Annotated in this window: 18 protein-coding genes, 1 tRNA gene and 1 pseudogene; 15 read left to right on the forward strand and 5 right to left on the reverse strand. The window is 60.2% G+C overall.

What is annotated here, in order from left to right:
• The 4 genes from H597_RS30680 to H597_RS0112445 are packed head-to-tail and all read left to right on the forward strand — an operon-like array spanning position 1 to position 4,185.
• Positions 1–1,095 carry an STM4014 family protein gene (locus H597_RS30680; protein ID WP_154668081.1) on the forward strand — a complete coding sequence of 365 codons (1,095 nt, stop codon included), beginning with the start codon at positions 1–3 and terminating at the stop codon, positions 1,093–1,095.
• Entirely contained in the window at positions 1,092–1,928 is an 837-nt protein-coding gene (locus tag H597_RS0112435; RefSeq protein ID WP_035374036.1) for an STM4013/SEN3800 family hydrolase, read from the forward strand. Before H597_RS30680 ends, H597_RS0112435 begins: the two co-directional genes overlap by 4 nt.
• Complete coding sequence (locus tag H597_RS0112440; protein WP_229632161.1) at positions 1,925–3,304, forward strand: STM4012 family radical SAM protein; 1,380 nt, start codon at positions 1,925–1,927, stop codon at positions 3,302–3,304. Before H597_RS0112435 ends, H597_RS0112440 begins: the two co-directional genes overlap by 4 nt.
• Complete coding sequence (locus H597_RS0112445; protein WP_028102440.1) at positions 3,298–4,185, forward strand: STM4011 family radical SAM protein; 888 nt, start codon at positions 3,298–3,300, stop codon at positions 4,183–4,185. The genes H597_RS0112440 and H597_RS0112445 overlap by 7 nt, the downstream gene beginning before the upstream one ends.
• A gap of 335 nt (positions 4,186–4,520) precedes the next feature.
• Here the strand turns inward: H597_RS0112445 and H597_RS0112450 are convergent.
• A tRNA-Leu gene (locus tag H597_RS0112450) sits at positions 4,521–4,607 on the reverse strand.
• Between the two features lie 124 nt (positions 4,608–4,731).
• Between H597_RS0112450 and H597_RS0112455 the strand changes: the two genes are divergently transcribed.
• The 3 genes from H597_RS0112455 (at position 4,732) to H597_RS0112465 (ending at position 9,164) form a co-directional block, all read left to right on the forward strand.
• Positions 4,732–5,574, forward strand: a complete 843-nt coding sequence (locus H597_RS0112455) for a hypothetical protein (protein WP_028102441.1) — start codon at positions 4,732–4,734, stop codon at positions 5,572–5,574.
• Between the two features lie 3 nt (positions 5,575–5,577).
• Entirely contained in the window at positions 5,578–7,779 is a 2,202-nt protein-coding gene (locus H597_RS0112460) for a penicillin acylase family protein (protein WP_028102442.1), read from the forward strand.
• An 83-nt stretch (positions 7,780–7,862) separates the two neighbouring features.
• Positions 7,863–9,164, forward strand: coding sequence for a hypothetical protein (locus H597_RS0112465; protein ID WP_028102443.1), 1,302 nt, complete (start codon positions 7,863–7,865; stop codon positions 9,162–9,164).
• On the opposite strand, the gene H597_RS0112470 is transcribed toward H597_RS0112465, so the two are convergent.
• The 3 genes from H597_RS0112470 to H597_RS0112480 are packed head-to-tail and all read right to left on the reverse strand — an operon-like array spanning position 9,161 to position 13,063.
• Entirely contained in the window at positions 9,161–10,513 is a 1,353-nt protein-coding gene (locus H597_RS0112470) for a zf-TFIIB domain-containing protein (RefSeq protein WP_161630604.1), read from the reverse strand. The two genes, H597_RS0112465 and H597_RS0112470, sit on opposite strands and share 4 nt — an antisense overlap.
• The gene (locus H597_RS0112475; RefSeq protein ID WP_028102445.1) at positions 10,500–11,690 is read right to left on the reverse strand and encodes a trans-sulfuration enzyme family protein; all 1,191 of its coding nucleotides are present in this window, start codon (positions 11,688–11,690) and stop codon (positions 10,500–10,502) included. Before H597_RS0112475 ends, H597_RS0112470 begins: the two co-directional genes overlap by 14 nt.
• Positions 11,687–13,063, reverse strand: coding sequence for a pyridoxal-phosphate dependent enzyme (locus H597_RS0112480; RefSeq protein WP_028102446.1), 1,377 nt, complete (start codon positions 13,061–13,063; stop codon positions 11,687–11,689). Before H597_RS0112480 ends, H597_RS0112475 begins: the two co-directional genes overlap by 4 nt.
• 173 nt (positions 13,064–13,236) lie before the next feature.
• Here H597_RS0112480 and H597_RS0112485 point away from each other — a divergent pair, with 173 nt between their 5' ends.
• The gene (locus tag H597_RS0112485) at positions 13,237–13,788 is read left to right on the forward strand and encodes a thymidine kinase (RefSeq protein WP_028102447.1); all 552 of its coding nucleotides are present in this window, start codon (positions 13,237–13,239) and stop codon (positions 13,786–13,788) included.
• Positions 13,789–14,004, forward strand: coding sequence for a hypothetical protein (locus H597_RS0112490; protein ID WP_028102448.1), 216 nt, complete (start codon positions 13,789–13,791; stop codon positions 14,002–14,004). It begins immediately after the preceding gene.
• A gap of 599 nt (positions 14,005–14,603) precedes the next feature.
• Here H597_RS0112490 and H597_RS0112495 read toward each other — a convergent pair.
• Complete coding sequence (locus tag H597_RS0112495; RefSeq protein ID WP_028102449.1) at positions 14,604–14,867, reverse strand: hypothetical protein; 264 nt, start codon at positions 14,865–14,867, stop codon at positions 14,604–14,606.
• A 37-nt stretch (positions 14,868–14,904) separates the two neighbouring features.
• On the opposite strand from H597_RS0112495, the pseudogene H597_RS34090 reads away from it, so the two are divergent.
• From H597_RS34090 to H597_RS33255, 6 genes and pseudogenes are all read left to right on the forward strand, one after another.
• A pseudogene (locus tag H597_RS34090) lies at positions 14,905–15,228 on the forward strand (helix-turn-helix domain-containing protein); the annotation flags it as partial.
• Between the two features lie 313 nt (positions 15,229–15,541).
• Positions 15,542–18,259, forward strand: a complete 2,718-nt coding sequence (locus tag H597_RS30690; RefSeq protein WP_083941065.1) for a type VI secretion system Vgr family protein — start codon at positions 15,542–15,544, stop codon at positions 18,257–18,259.
• Complete coding sequence (locus H597_RS35700; RefSeq protein ID WP_211232040.1) at positions 18,256–19,713, forward strand: hypothetical protein; 1,458 nt, start codon at positions 18,256–18,258, stop codon at positions 19,711–19,713. Before H597_RS30690 ends, H597_RS35700 begins: the two co-directional genes overlap by 4 nt.
• Position 19,714: 1 nt before the next feature.
• Positions 19,715–20,179 carry a hypothetical protein gene (locus H597_RS0112515; RefSeq protein ID WP_028102450.1) on the forward strand — a complete coding sequence of 155 codons (465 nt, stop codon included), beginning with the start codon at positions 19,715–19,717 and terminating at the stop codon, positions 20,177–20,179.
• A 90-nt stretch (positions 20,180–20,269) separates the two neighbouring features.
• Positions 20,270–20,536: a PAAR domain-containing protein gene (locus H597_RS34095; protein WP_083941066.1), complete on the forward strand. Its 267-nt coding sequence runs from the start codon at positions 20,270–20,272 to the stop codon at positions 20,534–20,536.
• A 238-nt stretch (positions 20,537–20,774) separates the two neighbouring features.
• A complete protein-coding gene (locus tag H597_RS33255; protein WP_051293740.1) occupies positions 20,775–21,086 on the forward strand; it encodes a hypothetical protein in 312 nt (103 codons plus the stop codon).
• The last annotated feature ends 53 nt before the right edge of the window (positions 21,087–21,139 follow it).

Here is a 21,139-nt window from a genome sequence, read left to right on the forward strand (position 1 = left end):
TTGCCTGAACGCCTTGTAGTGCTGGGCGCGGCGAGCGGCAAGCGTCTGCGCTTGACGCAGCAGGCGCGCGCCCAGGCGGGACTGGCGCCGGCCGAAGTGCTCGAATGGCGCGACTGGCTGGCCGCGCCCGAAAAACTTGACGTGCTGCTGGCCCAGCCCAGTGTATTCAAGGTGGAGCCGCCGGGCGATGACCCCACCGTCCAGGCGCGATTGCTGGCGGACGGCTGCGAAGATGGCGGCATCGCCGTGCCCGGACCGCTGGAACATGGCGAGGTCGCCGTTTCCGGCGCCTGGTACGCGGGCTTGTCGCGCGCCATGCTGCGCCTGGAGCGTCAGTTGGCGACGCTGCCTCAGGCGCGCGTGATGAACGCGCCGCGCGAAGCCCTGCTCATGACGGACAAGCTGGCATGCCAGCAGCACCTTGCCGGGCACGGCGTGCCCGTGCCGGCCATGCTGGGCAGCGTAGACGGATACCATCATTTCCATGCGCTGCTCGACCATCACGGCCTGGACCGGGCCTTCATCAAGACCCGCTACGGATCCAGCGCCTCCGGTGTCGTCGCTTACCGGCGCAACCGGCGCGGCGACGAACAAGCCACCACGTCGGCGCAGCTGGTGCGGGAAAGCGGCGGCGCGCGGCTATTCAACGCCAAGCGCATGAGCTGCTACCGCCAAGCGGCGGATCTGCACACCTTGATCGACCTGTTGGCCGGGCAGCAGGCCTATGCCGAAGCCTGGCTGCCCAAGCCGCGCGCCGGAAACGGCCATTACGACTTCCGCGTACTCACGCTCGCCGGCAAGCCGGCGCACCGCGTGGCCCGTATCGGCACGCGCATGATGACCAACCTGCATCTGGATAACCGCCGCTTCGCCGCGGATGAACTGCTCGACCTGGCGTCGGCTGCGGCCCTGGAGCGCATCGCCGGCCAAGCCGCGCAGGCCTTCCCTGGCAGCCACGTCATCGGATTCGATATCGTGGCGCAGCGCGGCCAGGCGCACGTGCTGGAGGCGAATGCTTTCGGCGACCTGCTGCCGGGCCTGATGTGGCGTGGCCAGGATACCTATACAGCCCAATGGGAAAGCTTTACGCAATGACGCTGCCAGTACACACCATCCCCGACATGAACAAGGTAGTCGGCAGCCACGACATCCTGTTCATCACGCTCGATACGCTGCGCTACGACGTCGCCCAGCAGTTGCACCAGGCGGGCGAGCTGCCCGTACTGGGCCGTTACCTGCCGCGTGGCGGCTGGGAGCGCCGCCATTCGCCAGCCAGTTTCACCTATGCGGCGCACCATGCGTTCTTTGCCGGTTTCCTGCCTACGCCGGACAGTCCCGGCCCCCATCCGCGCCTGTTCGCTACTGCCTTCGGCGGCAGCGAAACCACGTCCAAGCATACCTGCGTGTTCGAGCAGGAGAGTATTCCCGCCGGGCTGGCCGCTGCCGGCTACCATACGATCTGCATCGGCGGCGTCGGTTTTTTCAACAAGCTGACGGCCTTGGGGCGGGTGCTGCCCGCCATGTTCGCGGAAAGCCACTGGGCGCATTCGATGGGCGTGGATGCGCCGAATTCCACCGCGAACCAGACCGTGCTCGCGCAGCAATGCCTGCAGCAGGCGGGCGAACGGCGCGTCATGCTGTTCCTGAACGTGGCGGCAATCCACAAGCCAAACCGGGTCTACTTGCGCGGCAGTGAGCGCGACAGCCTGGAGAGTCACGCCGCGGCCTTACGCTATGTGGACGGCGCCCTGGCCCCGCTGCTGGAGGCCTGCGCGGCGCGTGCGCCAACCTTTGTCATCATCTGTTCCGATCATGGCAGCGCTTATGGTGAAGAGGGCTTCCATGGCCACCGCCTGGCGCACGAAACCGTCTGGAACGTCCCCTACGCGCATTTCTTCCTTAACTCGTCTGGAGCGACGCGACCTTGAACCACCCCGTCCCCGCCAGCACGCTGGCACAACGCATGCGGCAAACGCCGTACCAGGCGTATTCTTATTCGTATCCGCACAAGTCGGCCTACCGGGCGCTGGAGCAGCCAGTGCCGCTGCAGCCCTTGTGGGCGGGTGAAGACCGTTCCTCGCTGTTTGCATATATTCACGTCCCATTTTGCGAAATGCGCTGCGGCTTTTGCAACCTGTTCGCCATGGCCAATCCGGGCGAGGACCTGGTGGAACGCTATGTTTCGCAGGTGGTGCGCCAGATGCGCGTGCTGAACGATGTCTTGGGAGAGCGGCGTTTCGCCCGTTTCGCCCTTGGCGGCGGCACGCCGACCTTCCTGCAGCCGCACCAGCTGGAAACCTTGCTGCGCGCCGCCAACGATATTCTCGGCATTTCGCTGGATAGCACGTCGGCCGGCATCGAAGCCTCGCCGGAAACCGCGACCGCCGACCGGCTGCAGCTGTGCCGCAGCATGGGCATCGACCGCGTCAGCCTTGGCATCCAGAGTTTCTCTGCCCCCGAAATGAAGGCGCTGGCACGCCCGCAGCAGAACGACGCGGTGCGCGCCGCCATTGAGCGCATTCGCGCCGCCGGCTTCCCGACGCTGAACCTGGACCTGATCTACGGCATCGCCGGACAGACCATTGCCAGCCTGCTGGCATCGATCGACAGCGCACTGGAATTCATGCCGGAAGAGCTGTACCTGTACCCGCTGTACGTGCGCCAGCACACTGGCCTGGGCAAACTGGCGCAGCGGCGCGCGACGGGCTGTTTCGAAGCGATTGCGCTGGCGCCGGATGGCGACAGCCGCCTGCAGCTGTATATCGCCGCGCGCGACCATTTGCGTGCCCGCGGCTACGTGCAGGTATCCATGCGCATGTTCCGCGCGCCGCGTGCCCCGGTCCAGGGCGGACCTTCCTATTGCTGCCAGGATGATGGCATGGTCGGCATGGGCACTGGCGCCCGGTCCTATACGCGCTCGCTGCATTACTCCACCGATTACGCGGTGGGCCGCACCGGCACGATGGACATCATCAAGAACTACCTCGCCTACGACGACGAGGAATTCACGCAAGCCCGCCACGGTTTCCACCTGAGCGCGGACGAACAGCGGCGGCGCTTTGTGATCCAGTCCCTGCTCACAGAACCGGGCCTGGACCTGCAAGCCTACGCGCGCCGCTTCGGCGGCGAATGCCTGGACCACTTGCCCGGTTTGCTGGAGTTGCCAGCGCTTGGCCTGGCGGAGCAGTCGGGCCCCATCCTGCGCCTGAACGACATGGGCTACGCCTATGCCGACACCATCGGCCCGTGGCTGGCATCCGATAATGTCCAGGCCCTGATGGCCAGCGGCGGCGCCTCGTGCTGAATGCCGCAAGCGCGGCGCCGCTCTCGCTGCTGTACCGGGGTACCCTGGAGAGCTGCAACTACGATTGCGGATACTGTCCGTTCGCCAAGCGGAAAGACAGCCGCGCGAGGTTGGCAAAAGACGCGGCCGAAGTCGCGCGCTTTGTGGAGTGGGCAGGGCGGCAGGAGCGCCCTCTGCGCATTCTGTTTACGCCCTGGGGCGAAGCGCTGGTGCGGCGCCATTACCGGGAAGCGGTAGCGGCGCTGGCGGCGATGCCCCACGTGCAGCAGGTTTCGGTGCAAACCAACCTTGCCGCACCAATGTCCTGGCTGGAAGATATCGAGGCAGGCAAAGTGTCGTTATGGTGCACATACCACCCGGGACAGACCCCGCAGCGGCGCTTTCTTGAGCGCTGCACACGGCTTGACCGGATGGGAATCCGCTACTCGGTTGGGGTGGTGGCGATGCGCGAGCATTTCAATGAGATTCGCGAACTGCGCGCGGCGCTGCCGGCTGGCCAATACCTATGGCTGAACGCCTACGACCGGCGGGGCCCTGGCTACTATGCGCCCGAAGACCTTGTCTGGCTGGAGGCCATCGACCCGTGGTTCCTCCATAACCGCCGGCCAGCGCCTTCGCGCGGCGCTCCCTGCGCCGCCGGCGAGGACTCTGTTACCGTGGATGGCGACGGCGAGGTGCAGCGCTGTCACTTCGTCCCGCAAAGACTGGGAAACCTGTACAGCGACTCGCTTGAGACGATGCTTGGAGAGCGCCCGTGCAGCCGCTTGAAATGCGATTGTTATATCGGATACGTGCACCGGCGCGATTTGCCGTTTCAGGCGGAGTTCGGGATCGGAACCCTGGCCCGAATCCCGCTACGATTGCAGGTGAACTTGGGCTAACGTAGACGACGGCTAAGGGTGTGGTGTGACCGTTTAAAAATCTAAATACTTGAAGATGTAGACCCCACGCACAATCTAAGTCGATGCCATTAGCCCAGGCTTGTGCCTCGGGTTTTGATCCGAAGGTTTTGCTGTGAACTGGAAATCCGCGCTTGCGGATGATCGCCTGCCACTGGTGGGGACCGCGTTTTCTGATTGTTGCCACATTTGCCTCACATGAAAGTGTGCCAGACGTGTGACAAAAACCAACTTGTCCGTGGGTGGGGAGACTCGCCTACTGGCGGGGTACCCAGCGGAGAACGGCTCAGATACTAGGTAGGAGACGAATTGTTTCTTGGTGCCCCGGGCCGGAATCGAACCGGCACGCCCTTGCAGGCAACGGATTTTAAGTCCGGTGTGTCTACCAATTTCACCACCGGGGCATGCTTGAAGCCCGCTATTATGACATGCCTATTCGTTAACTGCCAGTAATTGAGAATTTGGCAACGCTTGTAATCGGCCCGGAATGTTGTAGCATGCTGGTCGCAGAATTCCAGGAAAGACCCCATGCAAATCCAAATCAATGACGTCCTGCGGGACTATATCGAACCCTTGACCGAGGCTGAGCGCACCGCGCTGGAACGCAGCCTCCTGGCCGAGGGCTGCCGCGATGCGCTGGTGCTGTGGAACGATGTTTTGGTCGATGGCCATAACCGCTACTCGATCTGCCAGCAGCACGGTATTCCATTCAAGGTCACCCAGAACACGAGCTTCAAGAATATGGAAGACGTGATGCTGTGGATGATCGACAACCACCTGGGCCGCCGCAGCGTGTCGGACTTCCAGCGCGGCGTACTGGCTTTGCGCCAGCAGGAAATCCTGGCCAAGCGCGAGCAGGCGGTCAAGGAGCGCGCCCAGGCCGAAGATGCGGCGATTGCGCCGCCCGACCCCGAGAGCGAGGAGCCGGCTGCGCCGCCCAAACCGAAAGCCAAGCGCGAAGACATCGCCCGCGCGGCGCGCCTGAGCGCGAATACCCTTGGCCAAATCGAAAAGATCACCCGCAGCGCTACGCCGGAATTGGTGGAAGCGGTGCGCTCCGGTACGATTTCCATCAACGCCGCCGCGACCGTGGCCTCGCTGCCGGAAGAAGACCAGAAGTCGGCAGTGGCTGGTGGCCGCAAGTTCCTGCAGCAGGCCGCCCGCGAAATCCGCGAGCAGCGTGCCGCCAATCGTCCGGCAAAGCCGCCGAGAGACGATGCGGGCGCCTACGATGCCCCCGAGCGCCCGGCGCCGTTGACCGAAGTCGAAGTGCTGCGCCTGGAAATCTCGCAACTGAAGGAAAAGAATGCCGCGCTGCGCGCCGAAAATGCCGAACTGCGCGAGCGCATTGCACAACTCGTGGAGCAATAAAGCATGCAAAGACTGAGTGCCGCGCTGTTCGCCTGCTGTGCCATCCCTGCGATTGCCGCCCCGGCCGCGCCACAGGCGCCGGGGCAATTGAATCCCGCTGAAGTGCTGCGCCTGCAATCGGTTGCCAAGCGCGTCACCATCATGCGCGACAAATGGGGCATTCCGCATATTTATGGCAAGAGCGATGCGGACGCGGTATTCGGCATGATGTACGCCCAGTCGGAGGATGACTTCAAGCGCATCGAGCTGAATTTCATCAACGCCATGGGACGCCTGGCGGAAGTCGAGGGCGAAAAGGCGCTGTACCAGGATTTGCGCATGAAGCTCTTCATCACCCCGGATCAGCTGAAAGCGCAGTACAAGGCCAGCCCGGATTGGCTGAAGAAGTTGATGGGAGCATGGGCCGACGGCCTGAATTTCTACCTGCATACGCATCCGACAGTACAGCCACGCCTGATCACGCGCTTCGAGCCGTGGATGGCCTTGAGCTTCAGCGAGGGCAGCATTGGCGGCGATATTGAAACGGTCAATATCGAGCAATTGAAGGCGTTCTATGGCGAGCGCCCGGCGCCGTCGCTGGCTGCGCGGGGCAGCGACCTGGATAAGGAGTCAGCCGGTTCGAACGGCTTTGCCATTGCGCCGGCCTTGAGCAAGTCGGGACACGCGCTGTTGATGATCAACCCGCATACGTCGTTCTACTTCCGCCCCGAAATCCATGTGAGCAGCCAGGAAGGCCTGAATGCCTACGGTGCCGTGACTTGGGGCCAGTTCTTCGTCTACCAGGGCTTTAACGACCGCATCGGCTGGATGCATACCTCCGGCGGCGGCGACGTGATCGACGAATACCTGGAAACGGTGGTTGAAAAGAACGGCAAGTTCTTCTACCAGTATGGCAAGGAACTGCGTCCCTTCCGCACCGAGTATATTCGCTTGCCATACAAGGCTTCCGACGGCAGTGTGGCCGAGAAGACTGTGACCGCCTACTTCACGCATCGCGGCCCTGTGGTGCGAGAGAAGGATGGCAAGTGGGTGTCGGTGGCCATGATGAACGAGCCGTTGAAGGCGCTGACGCAGTCCTTCATCCGCACCAAGGCGCGCAATTATCCGGCTTTCTACAAATCGATGGAGTTGCGCACCAATTCCTCGAACAATACCGTGTACGCCGATGCCGACGGTAATATCGCTTATTTCCACGGCAATTTCATGCCTGTGCGCGATACGCGTTTCGACTATAGCAAACCGGTCGATGGCGCGGAGCCGGCGACTGACTGGAAGGGCTTGCACCAGGTGCGCGAGACCATCCAGCTGTTCAACCCGAAAAGCGGCTGGATCCAGAACACCAACAACTGGCCGTTTTCGGCGGCCGGCGCCTACAGCCCGCGTCCGGAAGACTATCCGGCCTATATGTCGGTCAATCCCGAGAATGCGCGCGGCATCCATGCTGTGCGCGTGCTGCAAGGGAAGAAGGACTTCACCATCGACAGCCTGATCGCCGCCGCCTACGACAGCCAGCTGACCGCTTTCGAGCCGCTGCTGCCGCTGCTTGTGCGTGCCTATGACGAGTCGCCGGCCAGCGACCTGGCCAAAGCCGCTGTGATCGAGCAGGTCACACTGCTGCGCGACTGGGATATGCGCTATTCGCTCGCGTCGGTGCCGACCTCGGTGGCGATCTACTGGCTGCAGGACCAGGTCAAGACATTCGGTCCGGCGGCGAAAGAGAAGGGCATGCCGGTGCTGGACTACCTGGCCAGTCAGCTGACGTCGAAGCAGCGCCTGGAGTCGCTGGTGCGTGCCTCCAACAAGCTGTCTTCGGACTTCGGCACCTGGAAGACGCCATGGGGCGAGATCAACCGCTTCCAGCGCCTGAGCGGCGACATCGCGCAGACCTTCGACGACACCAAGCCAAGCATTCCGGTGCCTTACGCTTCCGGCAACTGGGGAGCGCTGGCCGCCTTCGGCATGACCTCGCAGCAACGCAGCAAGCGCATTTATGGCGAACGCGGCAACAGCTTTGTGGCGGCCGTGGAGTTCGGGCCGAAGATCAAAGCGAAAAGCATCCTGGCCGGCGGCGAAAGCGGCGATCCGGCTTCGCCGCATTTCAACGACCAGGCCGAGATGTACGCGCGGGGCGAGTTCAAGGATGTGCTGTTCTACAAGGACGACATCGAAAAGAACCTGGAACGCAAGTATCATCCGGGCGAATAAGGCTCACGTTTGAGCTAGCGCAAAGTCCTTCCGGCATTGGCAGGCGCACAATGAAGTAACAAACTGCCAATTGGGGAGGCGCCATGTCTTCCGACGACGAGAACGGCAGCGCCGCCTGCCAAAGGATCGAAGACTTCATTTTCGTGCGCGAGCTGAATGAAGTCTTCCTGCTGCTCGACCACATCTCCGGACGCTGGGACAAGAGCTTCTACAACTTTCACAACCACGACGATGGCGAGCCGCACATCGACGAATTATGCGCCATCGGGCTGACGCCGCCCGACAACGACCAGCAGCGCGTGGCGCAGGCGGTCAAGGTGCTGTGCGCCAAAGACCGGCTGAATGCCGTGGCGCGCCCGGCCACCGGACTGACCATCGCCTTTACCCTGCTGGTGGTGGGGGAGGACAACCAGCGCGATTGGCGCAACTGGCTGCGTTCGGCGGTGCTGCGCGGAGCAGGGCATGGCCAGGCGCGGGCGGGGCATTTCGACAAGCCTACGCGCCTGACGCTGGCGCGCTATGCCTTTCCCGGCCTGGTGAAGGCGGCCGACCGTTTCAACCGGCGCGTATTCCGCATCGTGGTCCTGCTGCTCATCGGCCTGGTGCTGACTTGTCTGACGTCCTGGCACATCACCGGTGGCAATGCGATGTTGCAGCACCTCGATACTCTGCTGGCGCAGCAGGTGGCATTGTCCAAATCGATCGACGACGCCGAGATCAAGCATGCCGTCAACGTCGCGGCGCCTCCGGTGCAGTTTTGCAGCGAGGTCGACAAGGCGGGGCAGGTGCGCTTCCGCAGCACAGAGGAATATCAGCTCTGCACCCGGCGCCGCGTCTTGTCGGAGCAGGTGGGGATTGTCCGCCTGAATCTTGGCGATTGGCTGGCGCCCTGGCGCACTTGCTACGGCAAGGTGGCGGGCCTGTTCGGGCGCAGTCCGGACGCGCTGGCGGCTCAGGTCGAAACCTCGTCTGCGGGGCGCGAACGCTACCTGCGCGGCACCACGGAGGAGCAGGCGCGCGTGGTGACGCTGGTGGTGGGAACGGCCGTGCTGCCCCTATGCTATGGCATTCTCGGCGCCGGCGCGGCGGTGGTGCGGGGCTTGTGGGCGAAGATGCGCGAAAGCCTGCTCTCGCCACGCGACTATACCCTGGCCCTGCTGCAGCTGGCGCTGGGCGCCACCATCGGCGCCTGCATTGCCCTGTTCATCAATCCGTCCGGCCAGACGCCTGGCAGCGAAATCGGCCTGCTGGGAAACTGGGCGCTCAGCACGTCAGCGCTTTCCTTCATCGCAGGATTCGGGGTGGAGGGCGTGTTCGTGGCGCTGGAAAGCTTGGTGCGAAGGGTGTTCAATATTTCCGACCCGGCGCGCAGGCCGGCCGACTAGCGCGCATCCAATACTTCGATGATGTGAAAGCCGTCCTCGGCCAGCATGGGCGGGCTGATCTCATGGACAGGCAGGCAGAAGGCCGCGCGCTCCACGGCGGCCAGGGTTGCGCCGCGGCGGAAGAAATCGGATGGCATGCTGGCCGGCGTCGCGGTGGGGACGCCGTAGCGCTCCTGGAGCATGTCGAACGCGCCGCTATTGAGCCATTCGATGCGTATGGAAGCGGCGCCCGCGTAAGCCGCCTGCATTTCGCTGTAGGTGGCCATCCCCGTATTCGTCCCCGGCCTGCCCGGCACGATCAGCAACTGGCGCACCAGCGCTTCGCGGCGTACCGCCGAATTCGGGTCGCAGCGCATGGCAGCTTCGCGAAAGCGTGGAAAGTAGGACGCGAAAGGGGCCGCTTGCGCTGCCGGCTCGCCGCGCCTCGGTGGGCGATGCTGGGCCAGGAAACTCATGATGCACAGGGCGGCGATCAGCAGGCCCACCGACATCTTGAATTCGAAATTCGTCCTCCATTGACCGTGCCGGCCTTCCGCATAAGTATTCATGGCGAGCTGCATGGCCAGCGCATTGGCGGCACTGGCAGCGGCTTCCTGGCGCTTGCGGTGCGCCCGGTCGGCCGATTGCGCCAACTCCGATGCGTTCGCCGCCGCCGCCGCGGCATCGCCGGTATCGTGGCGCAGCACCGGCGCATGGCAATGCGGGCAGTAGATGTCGCGCGACTGGTCGATCGCGCCGCCGCAGGCATGGCATTTGTGCTGGTCGACCGCCGTCGACGCCGGCGGGCGCTGTTCATCGTGGCGGTCGATGGCCATGGCCAGCCGGGTCGGGTCGATGACCTCGATGGCGGATTTGCAGGCCGGGCATGCGTCGATGGGCCGGTCGGGCAGGGGATAGCCGCAATCGGCGCAGTAGAGCTTCTTGCCCGCTTCCAGCAGGGAGCGGATATCGGCCCAAGCCAGGGGCCGGACAAATCCTTTTTCGGCCAGGTAGAGAATGTAGGTTTGGTAATAGCCGTGCCCCGCCGGGCATTCCAGCTGAGTGGTGCGCCCGAAGCGGGTGCGGTTGGCCACGGTTTTCAGCGCGGCGCGGCATACCGGGCAGGTTTGAACGCTTGACAGCGAGACCGCTTGCGCGTGCTCCCCGCTGGCCTGCATGGCGAAATGGATTTCGCGCACGAATTCGGCGATGCCCGGCCCCGCCAGGCGCACCGATTCGGTGTCGTCGAACCACACCAGGCAGCAGTGGGGACAGGTATCGATCTCCACCCGCCGCTGGTAGTGGCCGGACAAATCGAGCACCCGCATGGGGCGCTCGCAGTTGCTGCAATGGCGTTCAGATGGCGTCAAGGGCATTGCGCAGGTCTTGGCGCAGGTCCTCGATATCTTCGATGCCGACGGACAGGCGGATCAAGCCGTCGCCGATGCCCAGCGCAGCGCGCTGCGCCGGCGGGATGGATGCATGGGTCATCAGGGCCGGATGCTCGATCAGCGACTCCACCCCGCCCAGGCTTTCGGCCAGGGCGAACACTTCGCAGCGTTCGAGGAAGCGGCGGGCGCCGGCCAGGTCCGTGTCAAGGTCGATCGATATGATGCCGCCGAAGCCGTCCATCTGGGCCTTGGCCAGCGTGTGCTGGGGATGCGACTCCAGGCCCGGATAGAACACCTTCTTCACCTTCGGCTCGCGCTCCAGCCAGCGCGCCAGTTCCAGGGCGCTCTTGCAGTGGCGCTCCATGCGGATCGCCAGCGTCTTCACGCCGCGCAGGGCCAGGAAGGCATCGAACGGACCGGCGATGGCGCCCACGGAATTCTGCAGGAAGGCCAGTTGCTCGCGCCATGCCGACTGGCGCTCTTCGCCGCCGACTACGGCGATGCCGCCGATGATGTCGGAGTGGCCGTTCAGGTATTTGGTTGTCGAGTGCACCACGATGTCGAAGCCCAGTTCCAGCGGGCGCTGCACGATCGGGCTGGCGAAGGTGTTGTCGGCCACCGCCAGGATACCGCGCTCGCGGCAGATGCGCGCGATGGCGGCCAGGTCGGCCAGCTTGAGCATCGGGTTGGTCGGGGTCTCGACCCAGACCATTTTCGTTTCCGGACGCAGCGCCGCCAGCAGGTTTTCCGGATTGGTCAGGTCGGCGTAGGTGAATTCATGGCCGGCGCTGCGGCGGCGCACGCGTTCGAACAGGCGGAAGGTGCCGCCATACATATCGTCGCCGGCCACGATGTGGGAGCCAGCATCGAGCAGTTCCAGCACTGTCGAAATGGCGGCCAGGCCGGAGGCGAAGGCGAACGCCTGGGCGCCGCTTTCCAGGTCGGCGACGCAGCGCTCCAGGGCCCAGCGCGTCGGGTTGTGCGAACGGCCGTAATCGAGGCCCTTGTGCACGCCCGGACTTTGCTGGACGAAGGTTGATGTGGCATAGATCGGCGGCATGATGGCGCCGGTCGATGGATCGGGCTGCTGGCCAGCGTGGATGACGCGCGTGGCCAGGCCGGCCTTGGTATCGGCTTTTTTCTTTTCGTGGTTCAAGATAAGGTCCTGCGCAAGTGGTTAAGTAAGTCGTAGCGGGTGATCAGGCCATAGAACTTTCCGCCTTCAGCAATAATAGCCGTTAAACCGCGGTCCAGCGTATCCCTGAGGGCGGGCATGCCGGCCGATGGGGCCAGGGTCTCGACCCGGGAGGTCATGGTGGCGCCGACTTCGCCCTTGAACTGGCCGGCGTCGCCGTCGACCTTGAGCAGGATGTCCGATTCGTCGATGATGCCCACCAGCTTGCCCTGCTCGATCACGGGCAACTGCGCCAGGTCGGCCGAGCGCATGCGGTTGAAGGCGATCAGAAGGGTATCGCCGGGCGCCACGCTGACCACGTCACCGTTTTCGAAACGGCGTCCGATCAGGTCGCGCAGGTCGCCTAGCTTCTGGCGCTGCAGCAGGCCCTGGTCGAACATCCAGCTGTCGTTATAGACCTTGGACAGGTAGCGCGTGCCGGTATCGCAGACGAAGGTCAGCACCCGCTGCGGCGTGCTTTGCTCGCGGCAGTATTTCAGGGCCGCGGCCAGCAGGGTGCCGGTCGAGGAGCCGGCCAGGATGCCTTCGGCGCGCAGCAGGGAGCGCGCGCTGTCGAAGCTTTCCTGGTCGGTGATGGTGTAGGCCTGCGAAATCGCGTCCATATTGGCGATGGCCGGGATGAAGTCCTCGCCGATGCCTTCCACCGCCCAGGAGCCGCTGGTATCGGATACCTTGCCGGTGTCCACGTATTCCTTGAGGATCGAACCCTTGGGGTCGGCCAGGATGAATTTGACGTGCGGCGCCACTTTGCGGAAGTAGCGCGACAGGCCGGTCAGGGTGCCGGACGAACCGACGCCGACCACGATGGCGTCGATCTCGCGCGCCATCTGCTCCCAGATTTCCGGACCGGTGGTGGTTTCATGGGCCAGGGGATTGGCCTGGTTGTTGAACTGGTCGGCAAAGAAGGCGCCCGGGATCTCGCTGGCCAGGCGGGCTGCATAGTCCTGGTAGTACTCGGGGTGGCCCTTGCCGACGTCGGAACGGGTGATGCGCACATCGGCGCCCAGCGCCTTCAGGTGCAGCACCTTTTCTGTGGCCATCTTGTCCGGCACCACCAGCAGCACCTTGTAGCCCTTGATGGCGCCGACCAGGGCCAGGCCCAGGCCGGTATTGCCGGCGGTGGCTTCGATGATGGTGCCGCCCGGCTTCAGCAAGCCGTCGCGTTCAGCCGCTTCGATGATGGACAGGCCGATGCGGTCCTTGATGGAGCCGCCGGGATTCTGGGATTCGAGCTTGAGGAATAACCGGCAAGGGCCGGTATCGAGGCGTGTGACTTCGGCCAGTGGCGTATTGCCGATCAGGCTGAATAGTGCTGCAGGGCGTTCGTTCTGCATTGTCTCTCCTTGCGAAAAGCGCGCATTGTGGAGCGCGCCGTGTGAACCAAGAAGGAATATCTTCGCGCTAGCTTATGCGGATCGCGCATGCTGGCAACAGCAGTATGCACCTTTTTTGGCGGATGGCGGCCGGCCCTTTATAATCGCGCAAGTCTGATACAAGATATTTCACTGTGGCAAAACTATACTTCCGCTATTCTGCGATGAACGCAGGCAAATCGACCTCCATGCTGCAGGTCGCCCACAACTATGAAGAGCAGGGCCTGATGGTGCGCCTGTTCACGGCCGCCATCGACGACCGTTACGGGGTCGGCAAGGTGACGTCCCGCCTCGGCCCGCAGCGCGAGGTCGAATTGTTCGATTCCCGCCGCAACTTCCTGGAAAATATGCAGAAAGTTGCTTGCGTGCTGGTCGACGAGGCCCAGTTCCTGCTGCCGGAGCAGGTCAAGCAGCTGCACCAGCTGGCCCAGGCCCAAGGCGTGCCGGTGATCTGCTACGGCCTGCGCAGCGACTTCCGCGGCGAGCCTTTCCCCGGCTCGGCCTACTTGCTTGCGCTGGCCGACGATATCGAGGAAATCAAGAATATCTGCACCTGCGGCAAAAAGGCCACCATGAATATCCGGGTGGACGAGAAGGGCGAGCGTATCCGCGAAGGCGAGCAAATCAGCATCGGCGGCAACGAAGCCTACCGCCAGGCCTGCGGCCGCTGCTTCTACACCGGCTAATTGGATAAGCTGTTTTACCTGATGCCGTCGCTGGCCCTGGCGGCGGCGATCTGGCTGCTGTCGCGGCGCTACATCATTTTCGTGCTGCTGCAGCTGCCCGGCACCTTGTGCCATGAACTGGTACGTGCAAGTAAATGGAAATTGACCATATCTGCAAGTGAACTTGAAATGGACTGCGCCTTTGCGCATTTCCCCGGATGGCATCACAAGATCTAGTTACCCCCGATTTCACAGCTTCAGCGATCTTGGTGTTCGGGTGGCTTTTGACGTTGTATTCCTTGAGGCGCTATGGCTTCGTATTAGCGCTATTTAGTCTTGGCGCAACGGTTCTTCATGAGGCCTGTCACTGGCTTGTTGGCCTATTGCTCAACGCGAAGCCCGTGTCTTTTTCGTTGTGGCCTAAGCGTCAGGGTAACGGTTGGCAATTGGGAGCAGTGACTTTCGCCCGACTCAATATTTGGAACGCGGCATTTGTAGCGTTCGCTCCACTTTGCCTGGCACCACTCGCGTGGTACGTGTTTAAGGGGGTGTCGATACCCGCATTTCAAAGTGGCTCTTTCATCGAGTGGATCGCGTCAGGCTACTTTGTCGCCTGTTGTGTCTTTGCCTCCTTTCCATCAGCTGCTGATGTTAGAGCCGGACTCCTTTCCGCGTTGATGTATGGCAGTAGCGCTATCTGCTTGGCGCTGCTAGCCTCGCATCGGTGGCAGTAAAGCTAATGGCCGTTTAAATTCAACTCTTCGATTTGTCTTTGATTTGATAAAAATCTGACACCAAACGTACTCGCGCCTTCACCAAACTTTTCATCCAAGTAGTTAGTTAGTTAGCTCTGACTCATTTTGCTCGGGAACTGCCTCTACGTCTTCAGCGTGAACGATTGTCACCTCGGGATTCGGCGTGGCCTGCCGCACCAGGAATGCGAAAGGTTGCCCGCGCGGCCAAGCGGCGGCATATGCGACCTGTAATTCAACGCCAAGAGCGTATCGTTCTTTAGGATACGGAGCTTTACCTTTGTTAATTTGCACTGAAAATTGACCCACTTGCCCACGAATTTGCAACTGAATCTGGCCCTCGTTCATAGCACAATCCTTCCTGTCTTTTCGGCAGGAGATCGGAGTGATCGACGTGGCTTTACTAGGCATAATTCGACGCTGGCACCTTCGTGACCAGGTCCCCCTCCGGGAGATCGCCAGGCGACTTGGCATCTCCCGCAATACGGTCCGGCGGTACCTGCGGTCGGAAACCACAGAGCCCTCCTACGCGGAGCGGCGATCATCAAGCCTCTCGGACAAATATTCGGTGCAGCTTTCAGCGTGGCTCAAGGCCGAGGCAAGCAAGCCCCGCAAACAGCGGCGCAATTTGAAACAGCTCCACTTGGACCTTAAGGAGCTGGGCTATGAAGGGTCATATGACCGCGTGGCTGCATTTGCCAGGCAGTGGAAGGTGGGTCAATTGGAGTGGGTCAATTCCCCGAGAGCAAACGAACGGCGAGGACGGCAGCGATGCTATGCGAGGACGCGCAGGGTAGGGCGCTGCGCCAGAACTCGCGATTTGGTCTCCTCTTGAACACGCGGTTCATTTCGCCGTAATTGAATCCAGGGGGCGACGGGTATGTTCACCTGTCCAGACTCGAATCGTGCGCCGATAGATAAAAAAACAATGTCATAATTATACTTTTGTCTAATTCTTCATCATGAGCGACGCGCTGTCACGCGTTGATCGCTCTTGAAATCAGCGATCAATAGATATTTTTATGGTCAACCGTCCGTTCATCGGCCAACATAACCGCCTTATCAAATTAACCACTCCACTCGGCCTGGATTCCCTGCTTCCCCAGCGTGTGTATGCGCGCGACCAGCTCGGCAGGGGGTATGAATACACAGTTGATTGCCTGGCGGTGCACGATCACATTGAGTTGAAAAAGCTGATTGCGCAACCGGTTACGCTTTGGGTAAAGCAAGCAAACCAGGACTACTTGCCAGTTCACGGCTATGTAAATACTGCGAAACGTTTGGGTAGCGACGGTCAATTCACGTATTGTCAGATTTCTTTCGCACCGTGGCTGCACTTTCTGAAGTTTCGCAAGGACGCGCGGATCTGGCAGGACAAAACCGCCGACGATATCCTCAGCGACGTTTTCAACGCCCATCCTCAGGCGCAGGGCAATTTCCGCTTTGAGGTCCGTGAACCTGCCGTCAAGCGCTCTTACTGCACGCAGTATGAAACGGATTGGCATTTCGCCCAGCGATTGATGGAGGAAGAAGGCTGGTTCGCCTATCATGAACAGCTAGCGGACGGCTCAGGCCACGTGCTGGTCATTGCCGACAACACTAACCAGCTCAAACCCATCGCCTTGGAAAGCATCCATTTCCACGGGGCAGGGACGGAAGACGAGCTGCATAAGATTGCACATTGGGGTGCTGGCCGAAGCCTGGGCTCGCGCACCTTTACTTCTCGAACTCACGACTACAAATCCGCAGCCTTGTTCAAGCAAGGCAGCGGCAGCGTCGATGCGGCACATGGCGACCTGCCTGCCCAGTTGGAAGTGTACGAGTATACCGGCGCCTATTCAATGCAGGAACAAGGTAACAAGCAAGCACTGATTCAGGTAGAACAAGCCGAATCAAGCATGAAAAGGTTTTCTGCCGTTTCTGGCGTCCGCTCCTTGCCGGTCGGCGCGTGGTTCACGTTTGAAGACCATCCAACACATCTGAGGGAGTCAGCTGAAGATCGCCAATTCGTTGTCATTGCAGCAGAATGGTGTATCGAGAACAACCTGCCACTATCAAACAAGGTTAAGGACTTTCCGGGCGACCTGGCATCCCAACTCGCTGCGGCAAAGATTGCGATGGGCCGCACCATGGCGGACTCCGACGCGACAGGAATGAGCGCACGTACAGGCCTTTGTTTGAACCGAATGGAAGTCCAACGACGGAAGGTAGCATTCCGCAGTCCGTTCGAGCACACGAAGCCAATGCTGCATCCACAGACTGCAGTCGTTGTTGGCCCAGCCAATGAAGAGGTCTACACGGACGCCCTGAATCGCGTCAAAGTCCAGTTCCGCTGGGACCGGCAAAACCCCGGCGACGAATGCGCTTCCTGCTGGGTGCGCGTCAGCTACCCCAACGCCGGGCAAGGTTGGGGGGCACTGAATGTACCCCGCATTGGCCAGGAAGTCATTGTCACGTTCCTCGACGGGGATGCAGATCGTCCCGTGATCACCGGACGGCTTTACAACGAGGATCAAGCGCCCAAATGGCATACGGACGGTAAGCTTTCCGGCTACAAATCCAAGGAATACAAGGGCAATGGATTCAACCAGCTTGTACTTGACGACACTACCCAGCAAAACCGGGTGCATCTCTATAGCACCAATACACATGCACAACTGAACCTCGGCTACCTTGTCACCCAGAATGGCAACAAACGTAGCAATTTCTATGGCTCAGGTTTCGCTCTCAGTACCGATGATTTCGGCGCGATCGTCACGCAAAAGGGGCTGTATCTCAGTACGTTTGGACGCCCCGGCCCGCAAGGAACGCAACTCGACTCAACGGAAGCTACCAGTCAGCTTAAGGCTAGTGCATCTCTCACCAAAAGCCTTTCTGATACGGCGCTCAAAGGAGGCGCGGAAGCACTTGCTGGACAGGATGCTCTCAACAACTTCATTGAGGCCACGGTAGACCGGTACGACGGTGAGGGGCAAGGCAATGCCAATCGATTCAAAGAACCGATTCTGTTGGTGGGTTCGCCGGCAGGTATCGGCTTGGCCACTCCTAAGGGCACACATGTTCATGCTGGAGCTGAGGTAACGGTGTCGTCGGGCCAGGACACCAACCTCGCCATCGGAAAGAGCCTGATTGCCAGCGTCGCTGAAAAGATAAGCCTATTCGCCTTCAATGCTGGCATCAAGCTGTTTGCATCCAAAGGAAAAGTGGAGGTACAGGCGCAAAGCAACGATCTTGACCTCATCGCAGAAAAAGTAGTTCGCCTGCTTTCAACAACTGCACGGATTGAGATTCATGCGAAGGAAGAAGTCATTATCTCCGCCGGAGGCTCATTCATCAAGATTGACGCCTCAGGCATCAGCAACGGAACACCTGGCAAGTGGAGCGCGAAAGCTTCGATGCACGAAATGCCGGGACCAACCAGCAATCCCTATGTAATGCCGCATGTGCTCAAACCTGAACTGGAGAAAACCGATCTGGAGTTCCGCCATCTCACCGATTGGGGCGCACCGTTGGCAGGCGCTGCGTATAAAGCCACATTAAGTGATGGCAGCGTACGCAAAGGCATGCTCGACGCGATGGGCATTGCCCGCATCAGCGGCCTTCCTCCTGGCGCGACGGCAAAGATCGAGTACGACTACAAGCCGCTACAGGCTAGCTCCACGGTAAGCACTGAAATGAATAGCGATGTGCAAGAACTTCTGAACTGGGCGCCGCTCATGGTTTCGAAAGGCAAAGCATGACCCAGCGAACTCCGGACCAGCAATCTATATTGGATGATGCCTGGGCACAGATCGTCGGCAGCATGGACTGGCTCAAATCGGTATTCTTTGGTGAATTTGCCGACCACCGCCCCCTGTCTGCGGTCGTTGCCGACATGCTGGTCAGCTTTATCCCAGGCGTAGTCATTGTCACGAGCGCACGCGATGCAGTCGCCGTCATTCTGAGACTGGCGAATCATCCAGAGAAGCGCGAAGAGCTCATGGAGTGGGTGTTACTCAGTGCCTGCCTGATCGTCATAGCCTTGCCATTGGCCATGGCCGCTGGCGGTTTAGCGGCGGCCGGTGTGGGAGCCATTGTTGGCGGTATCGCTGGCTCGGAACTCGGTGCAGCTCTGCGAGCTGTGATGCTCATGTTGATCAAGGAAGCGTCAAAGCTGGTAGAGCTGGTGCGCTTCCTGCAAAAATTCATCAAGGGAGATGTCCTCAAATTTTTGCGCGCAGTTAAGTTTGCCAAATACGAAAAACCGCTGATCCAAGCATTAAACAAGATTTCCGGAAAACTCGTCGACATCGTTAAGTCATTGCGCGCGCATCTGGAAAGCCTGCAGTACTTCGATACCGTCAAAGCCGCAATTCTCAAACTTATCGAATGGGAAAAGAAGTTTTACGCGGTACAGCAGGACGCTTTGAAGTATGTGCCCAAAGCCCTTGCTGAATTGGATGCAAGACTAGCGAAAGTTCTGGCGCAGACAGCACCGAAAGAAGGACACACGGTAGCAAGCGGGGTTCAAGCAGACAAAACTGCTGCGGCGGCACCAGCCCCACAGCGGATCAAAGACACGCCGGGAAAGGTACTCGCTAAGGTGGAGGAAGACGCGCCAAAGGCCGCTTCCACTCCGAAGAGTGAGCCGAAGCCCGAAACGCCCCCTGCGCCGCCGCCCAAAGATAATCCCGAGCCGCCGAAACCTCCAGATGAAGGGCCGAATTCTAAGAAGCAGGCGGCACAGGATGCACAGGCCGCAGCTAACCAGGAAAAGGCGGCAAGGATCAAAGAGCAGATTGGATCAGACATCAAGAACCATCCGCTACGGCAGGCTTACGAGGCGGAAGTTGCCGGACTCAAGGAAGAGGCTGAAGCAATGGCTAAATCAGGTGCCACAGACGAAGAGATAGCGAGGAAAATGTGGGCTCGCCGCCGGGAAATCGGGGTGAAATACAAAAACGTAACGCCGGAACCTCTGCGGGACTATATTTACGAAGTCAACACTGGCCGGTATAACGATCCACTTGGACCTTCTTTCGAAAGCCTTGTGAAGTCTGCGGAAAAGAAGATGCTGGATCCTTATAAGACGATCGCGGAATCCTCCTCAAGGCCAAACGGCGACGTAAACGGACTGCTGTCGAAGTTTGAAGAGTGGCTGAACACCAAAGACTCCTCTTATCTCGATGAAGCATTAAAGAAGATTGGGAACTGATATGACGGGTAAGACCATTGCAATCAGTCAATTTGACGGCACCGTCAAGCTGATGAAAATTGAACTGTCCACTGGGGCGAGAGAGATCATTCCAGCCAAGGACATAGGCGAGGACAAGGTTAGCTTCGGGCTTTTCGAGGTGGAGGAGAGCAACCACCACTCAGAATCCATTGCCTTGGTAGCGACTCCTAATGGCCCACTTTTGATCTTCAACGATACCCTGTACCGCCCCAACGCCGCAGAGACAAAAGTAGACATAAAGGATGACGGTGAATTCTCGCACTTCCGCATCCTTCACCAAGGTAAACCAATTTTCGGATTGTTTTACAAGGAAAAATTTGGTATCGGCCTACATCCCTACAATAGTGATCGAGAGGACATTGATTTCTATTTCTGGCTTAAGGGAAAAATCAACGAGCCAAAATTCTATAAGGCCTACACTCGAGAAATCGTGTTCTTGGATTAACATGCTGGCTGAGCGCAAAGCGTTTATGTAGATCTGCTGGCATGCGAGCGGACACTTCTTGCAATTTGATTTGTCATACGAGTAGAGCTAATGGCATTACCAATCATTCGTCTCGGCGACCTCACTTCACATGGGGGCAAAGTCATTACCGCTTCGCTTACTCACAGTATTGCAGGCATCGGCATTGCTCGCGTAGGTGATACTGTTTTATGTCCAATACCAGGGCATGGCGCGAATCCGATAATCGAAGGAGTGCCAACTTATCTGATTGGCGGGCGCATGGTCGCCTTGCAAGGCCATCGTAGCGCTTGCGGATGCACTCTGATTTCTACGCTTGTTACGGCAACGCATGGATGAACTGAGGCTGCCTGCAAATCAGCGGCAAGCGTGTATTGGCCAGATTCGTTAATTAAGTGTAGGGAGCGAACCGCATGGAAGTAGTCCATTCATACCGGTGAGAGATGGACTTCTCATAAAATGCTTTTTCCTTATAAATCAATGGGTTAGTGGGTCCATTTTTCTTGTTCTTGCACGTAAGTGGGCCCATTTTCTGGTCGGACTGCTCACTTTCGCCCGGCCTGCTTCGCTGTCCATTGTGCCCCGCCAGGGCCGGCTGGGGGAGGTCAAGCTGGCCAATGTGCGCTGGTACAACGCCGCGCCGACCGCGCTGGCGCCCCTGCTGCTGGCGCTGATTCCCTGGGCGATCGCGGTGCTGCGCACCCGCCAAGGATGGCATTTCACGCCGCTGGACGCCGGTCTGGCCTTCCTCATCGCCCCGCAATTCCTGGCCTGCTGGCCGTCGGCGACGGACTGGAAGCTGTCGCTGCGCTCCTGGCCGTTGTTGCTGCTGGGCGCCACTGCATGGTGGATCAAGCTTAATGGAATGGCATTTTTCAGGCTGGCTTAAGCATTCGTGTGCACGCACCCTGTTACCCTTACTTCCCAAGCATGTCCTATCCT

It is taken from the genome of Pseudoduganella violaceinigra DSM 15887 (assembly GCF_000425385.1).
Lineage (GTDB): Bacteria > Pseudomonadota > Gammaproteobacteria > Burkholderiales > Burkholderiaceae_D > Rugamonas > Rugamonas violaceinigra.

Excerpts from the sequence above, each read along its gene's own strand:
- H597_RS0112435 (WP_035374036.1), top strand. The coding sequence starts at position 1,092 with ATGACGCTGCCAGTACACACCATCCCCGACATGAACAAGGTAGTCGGC.
- H597_RS0112455 (WP_028102441.1), top strand. The coding sequence starts at position 4,732 with ATGCAAATCCAAATCAATGACGTCCTGCGGGACTATATCGAACCCTTG.
- H597_RS0112460 (WP_028102442.1), top strand. The coding sequence starts at position 5,578 with ATGCAAAGACTGAGTGCCGCGCTGTTCGCCTGCTGTGCCATCCCTGCG.
- H597_RS0112465 (WP_028102443.1), top strand. The coding sequence starts at position 7,863 with ATGTCTTCCGACGACGAGAACGGCAGCGCCGCCTGCCAAAGGATCGAA.
- H597_RS0112480 (WP_028102446.1), bottom strand. The coding sequence starts at position 13,063 with ATGCAGAACGAACGCCCTGCAGCACTATTCAGCCTGATCGGCAATACG.
- H597_RS0112495 (WP_028102449.1), bottom strand. The coding sequence starts at position 14,867 with ATGAACGAGGGCCAGATTCAGTTGCAAATTCGTGGGCAAGTGGGTCAA.
- H597_RS30690 (WP_083941065.1), top strand. The coding sequence starts at position 15,542 with ATGGTCAACCGTCCGTTCATCGGCCAACATAACCGCCTTATCAAATTA.
- H597_RS35700 (WP_211232040.1), top strand. The coding sequence starts at position 18,256 with ATGACCCAGCGAACTCCGGACCAGCAATCTATATTGGATGATGCCTGG.
- H597_RS0112515 (WP_028102450.1), top strand. The coding sequence starts at position 19,715 with ATGACGGGTAAGACCATTGCAATCAGTCAATTTGACGGCACCGTCAAG.
- H597_RS34095 (WP_083941066.1), top strand. The coding sequence starts at position 20,270 with ATGGCATTACCAATCATTCGTCTCGGCGACCTCACTTCACATGGGGGC.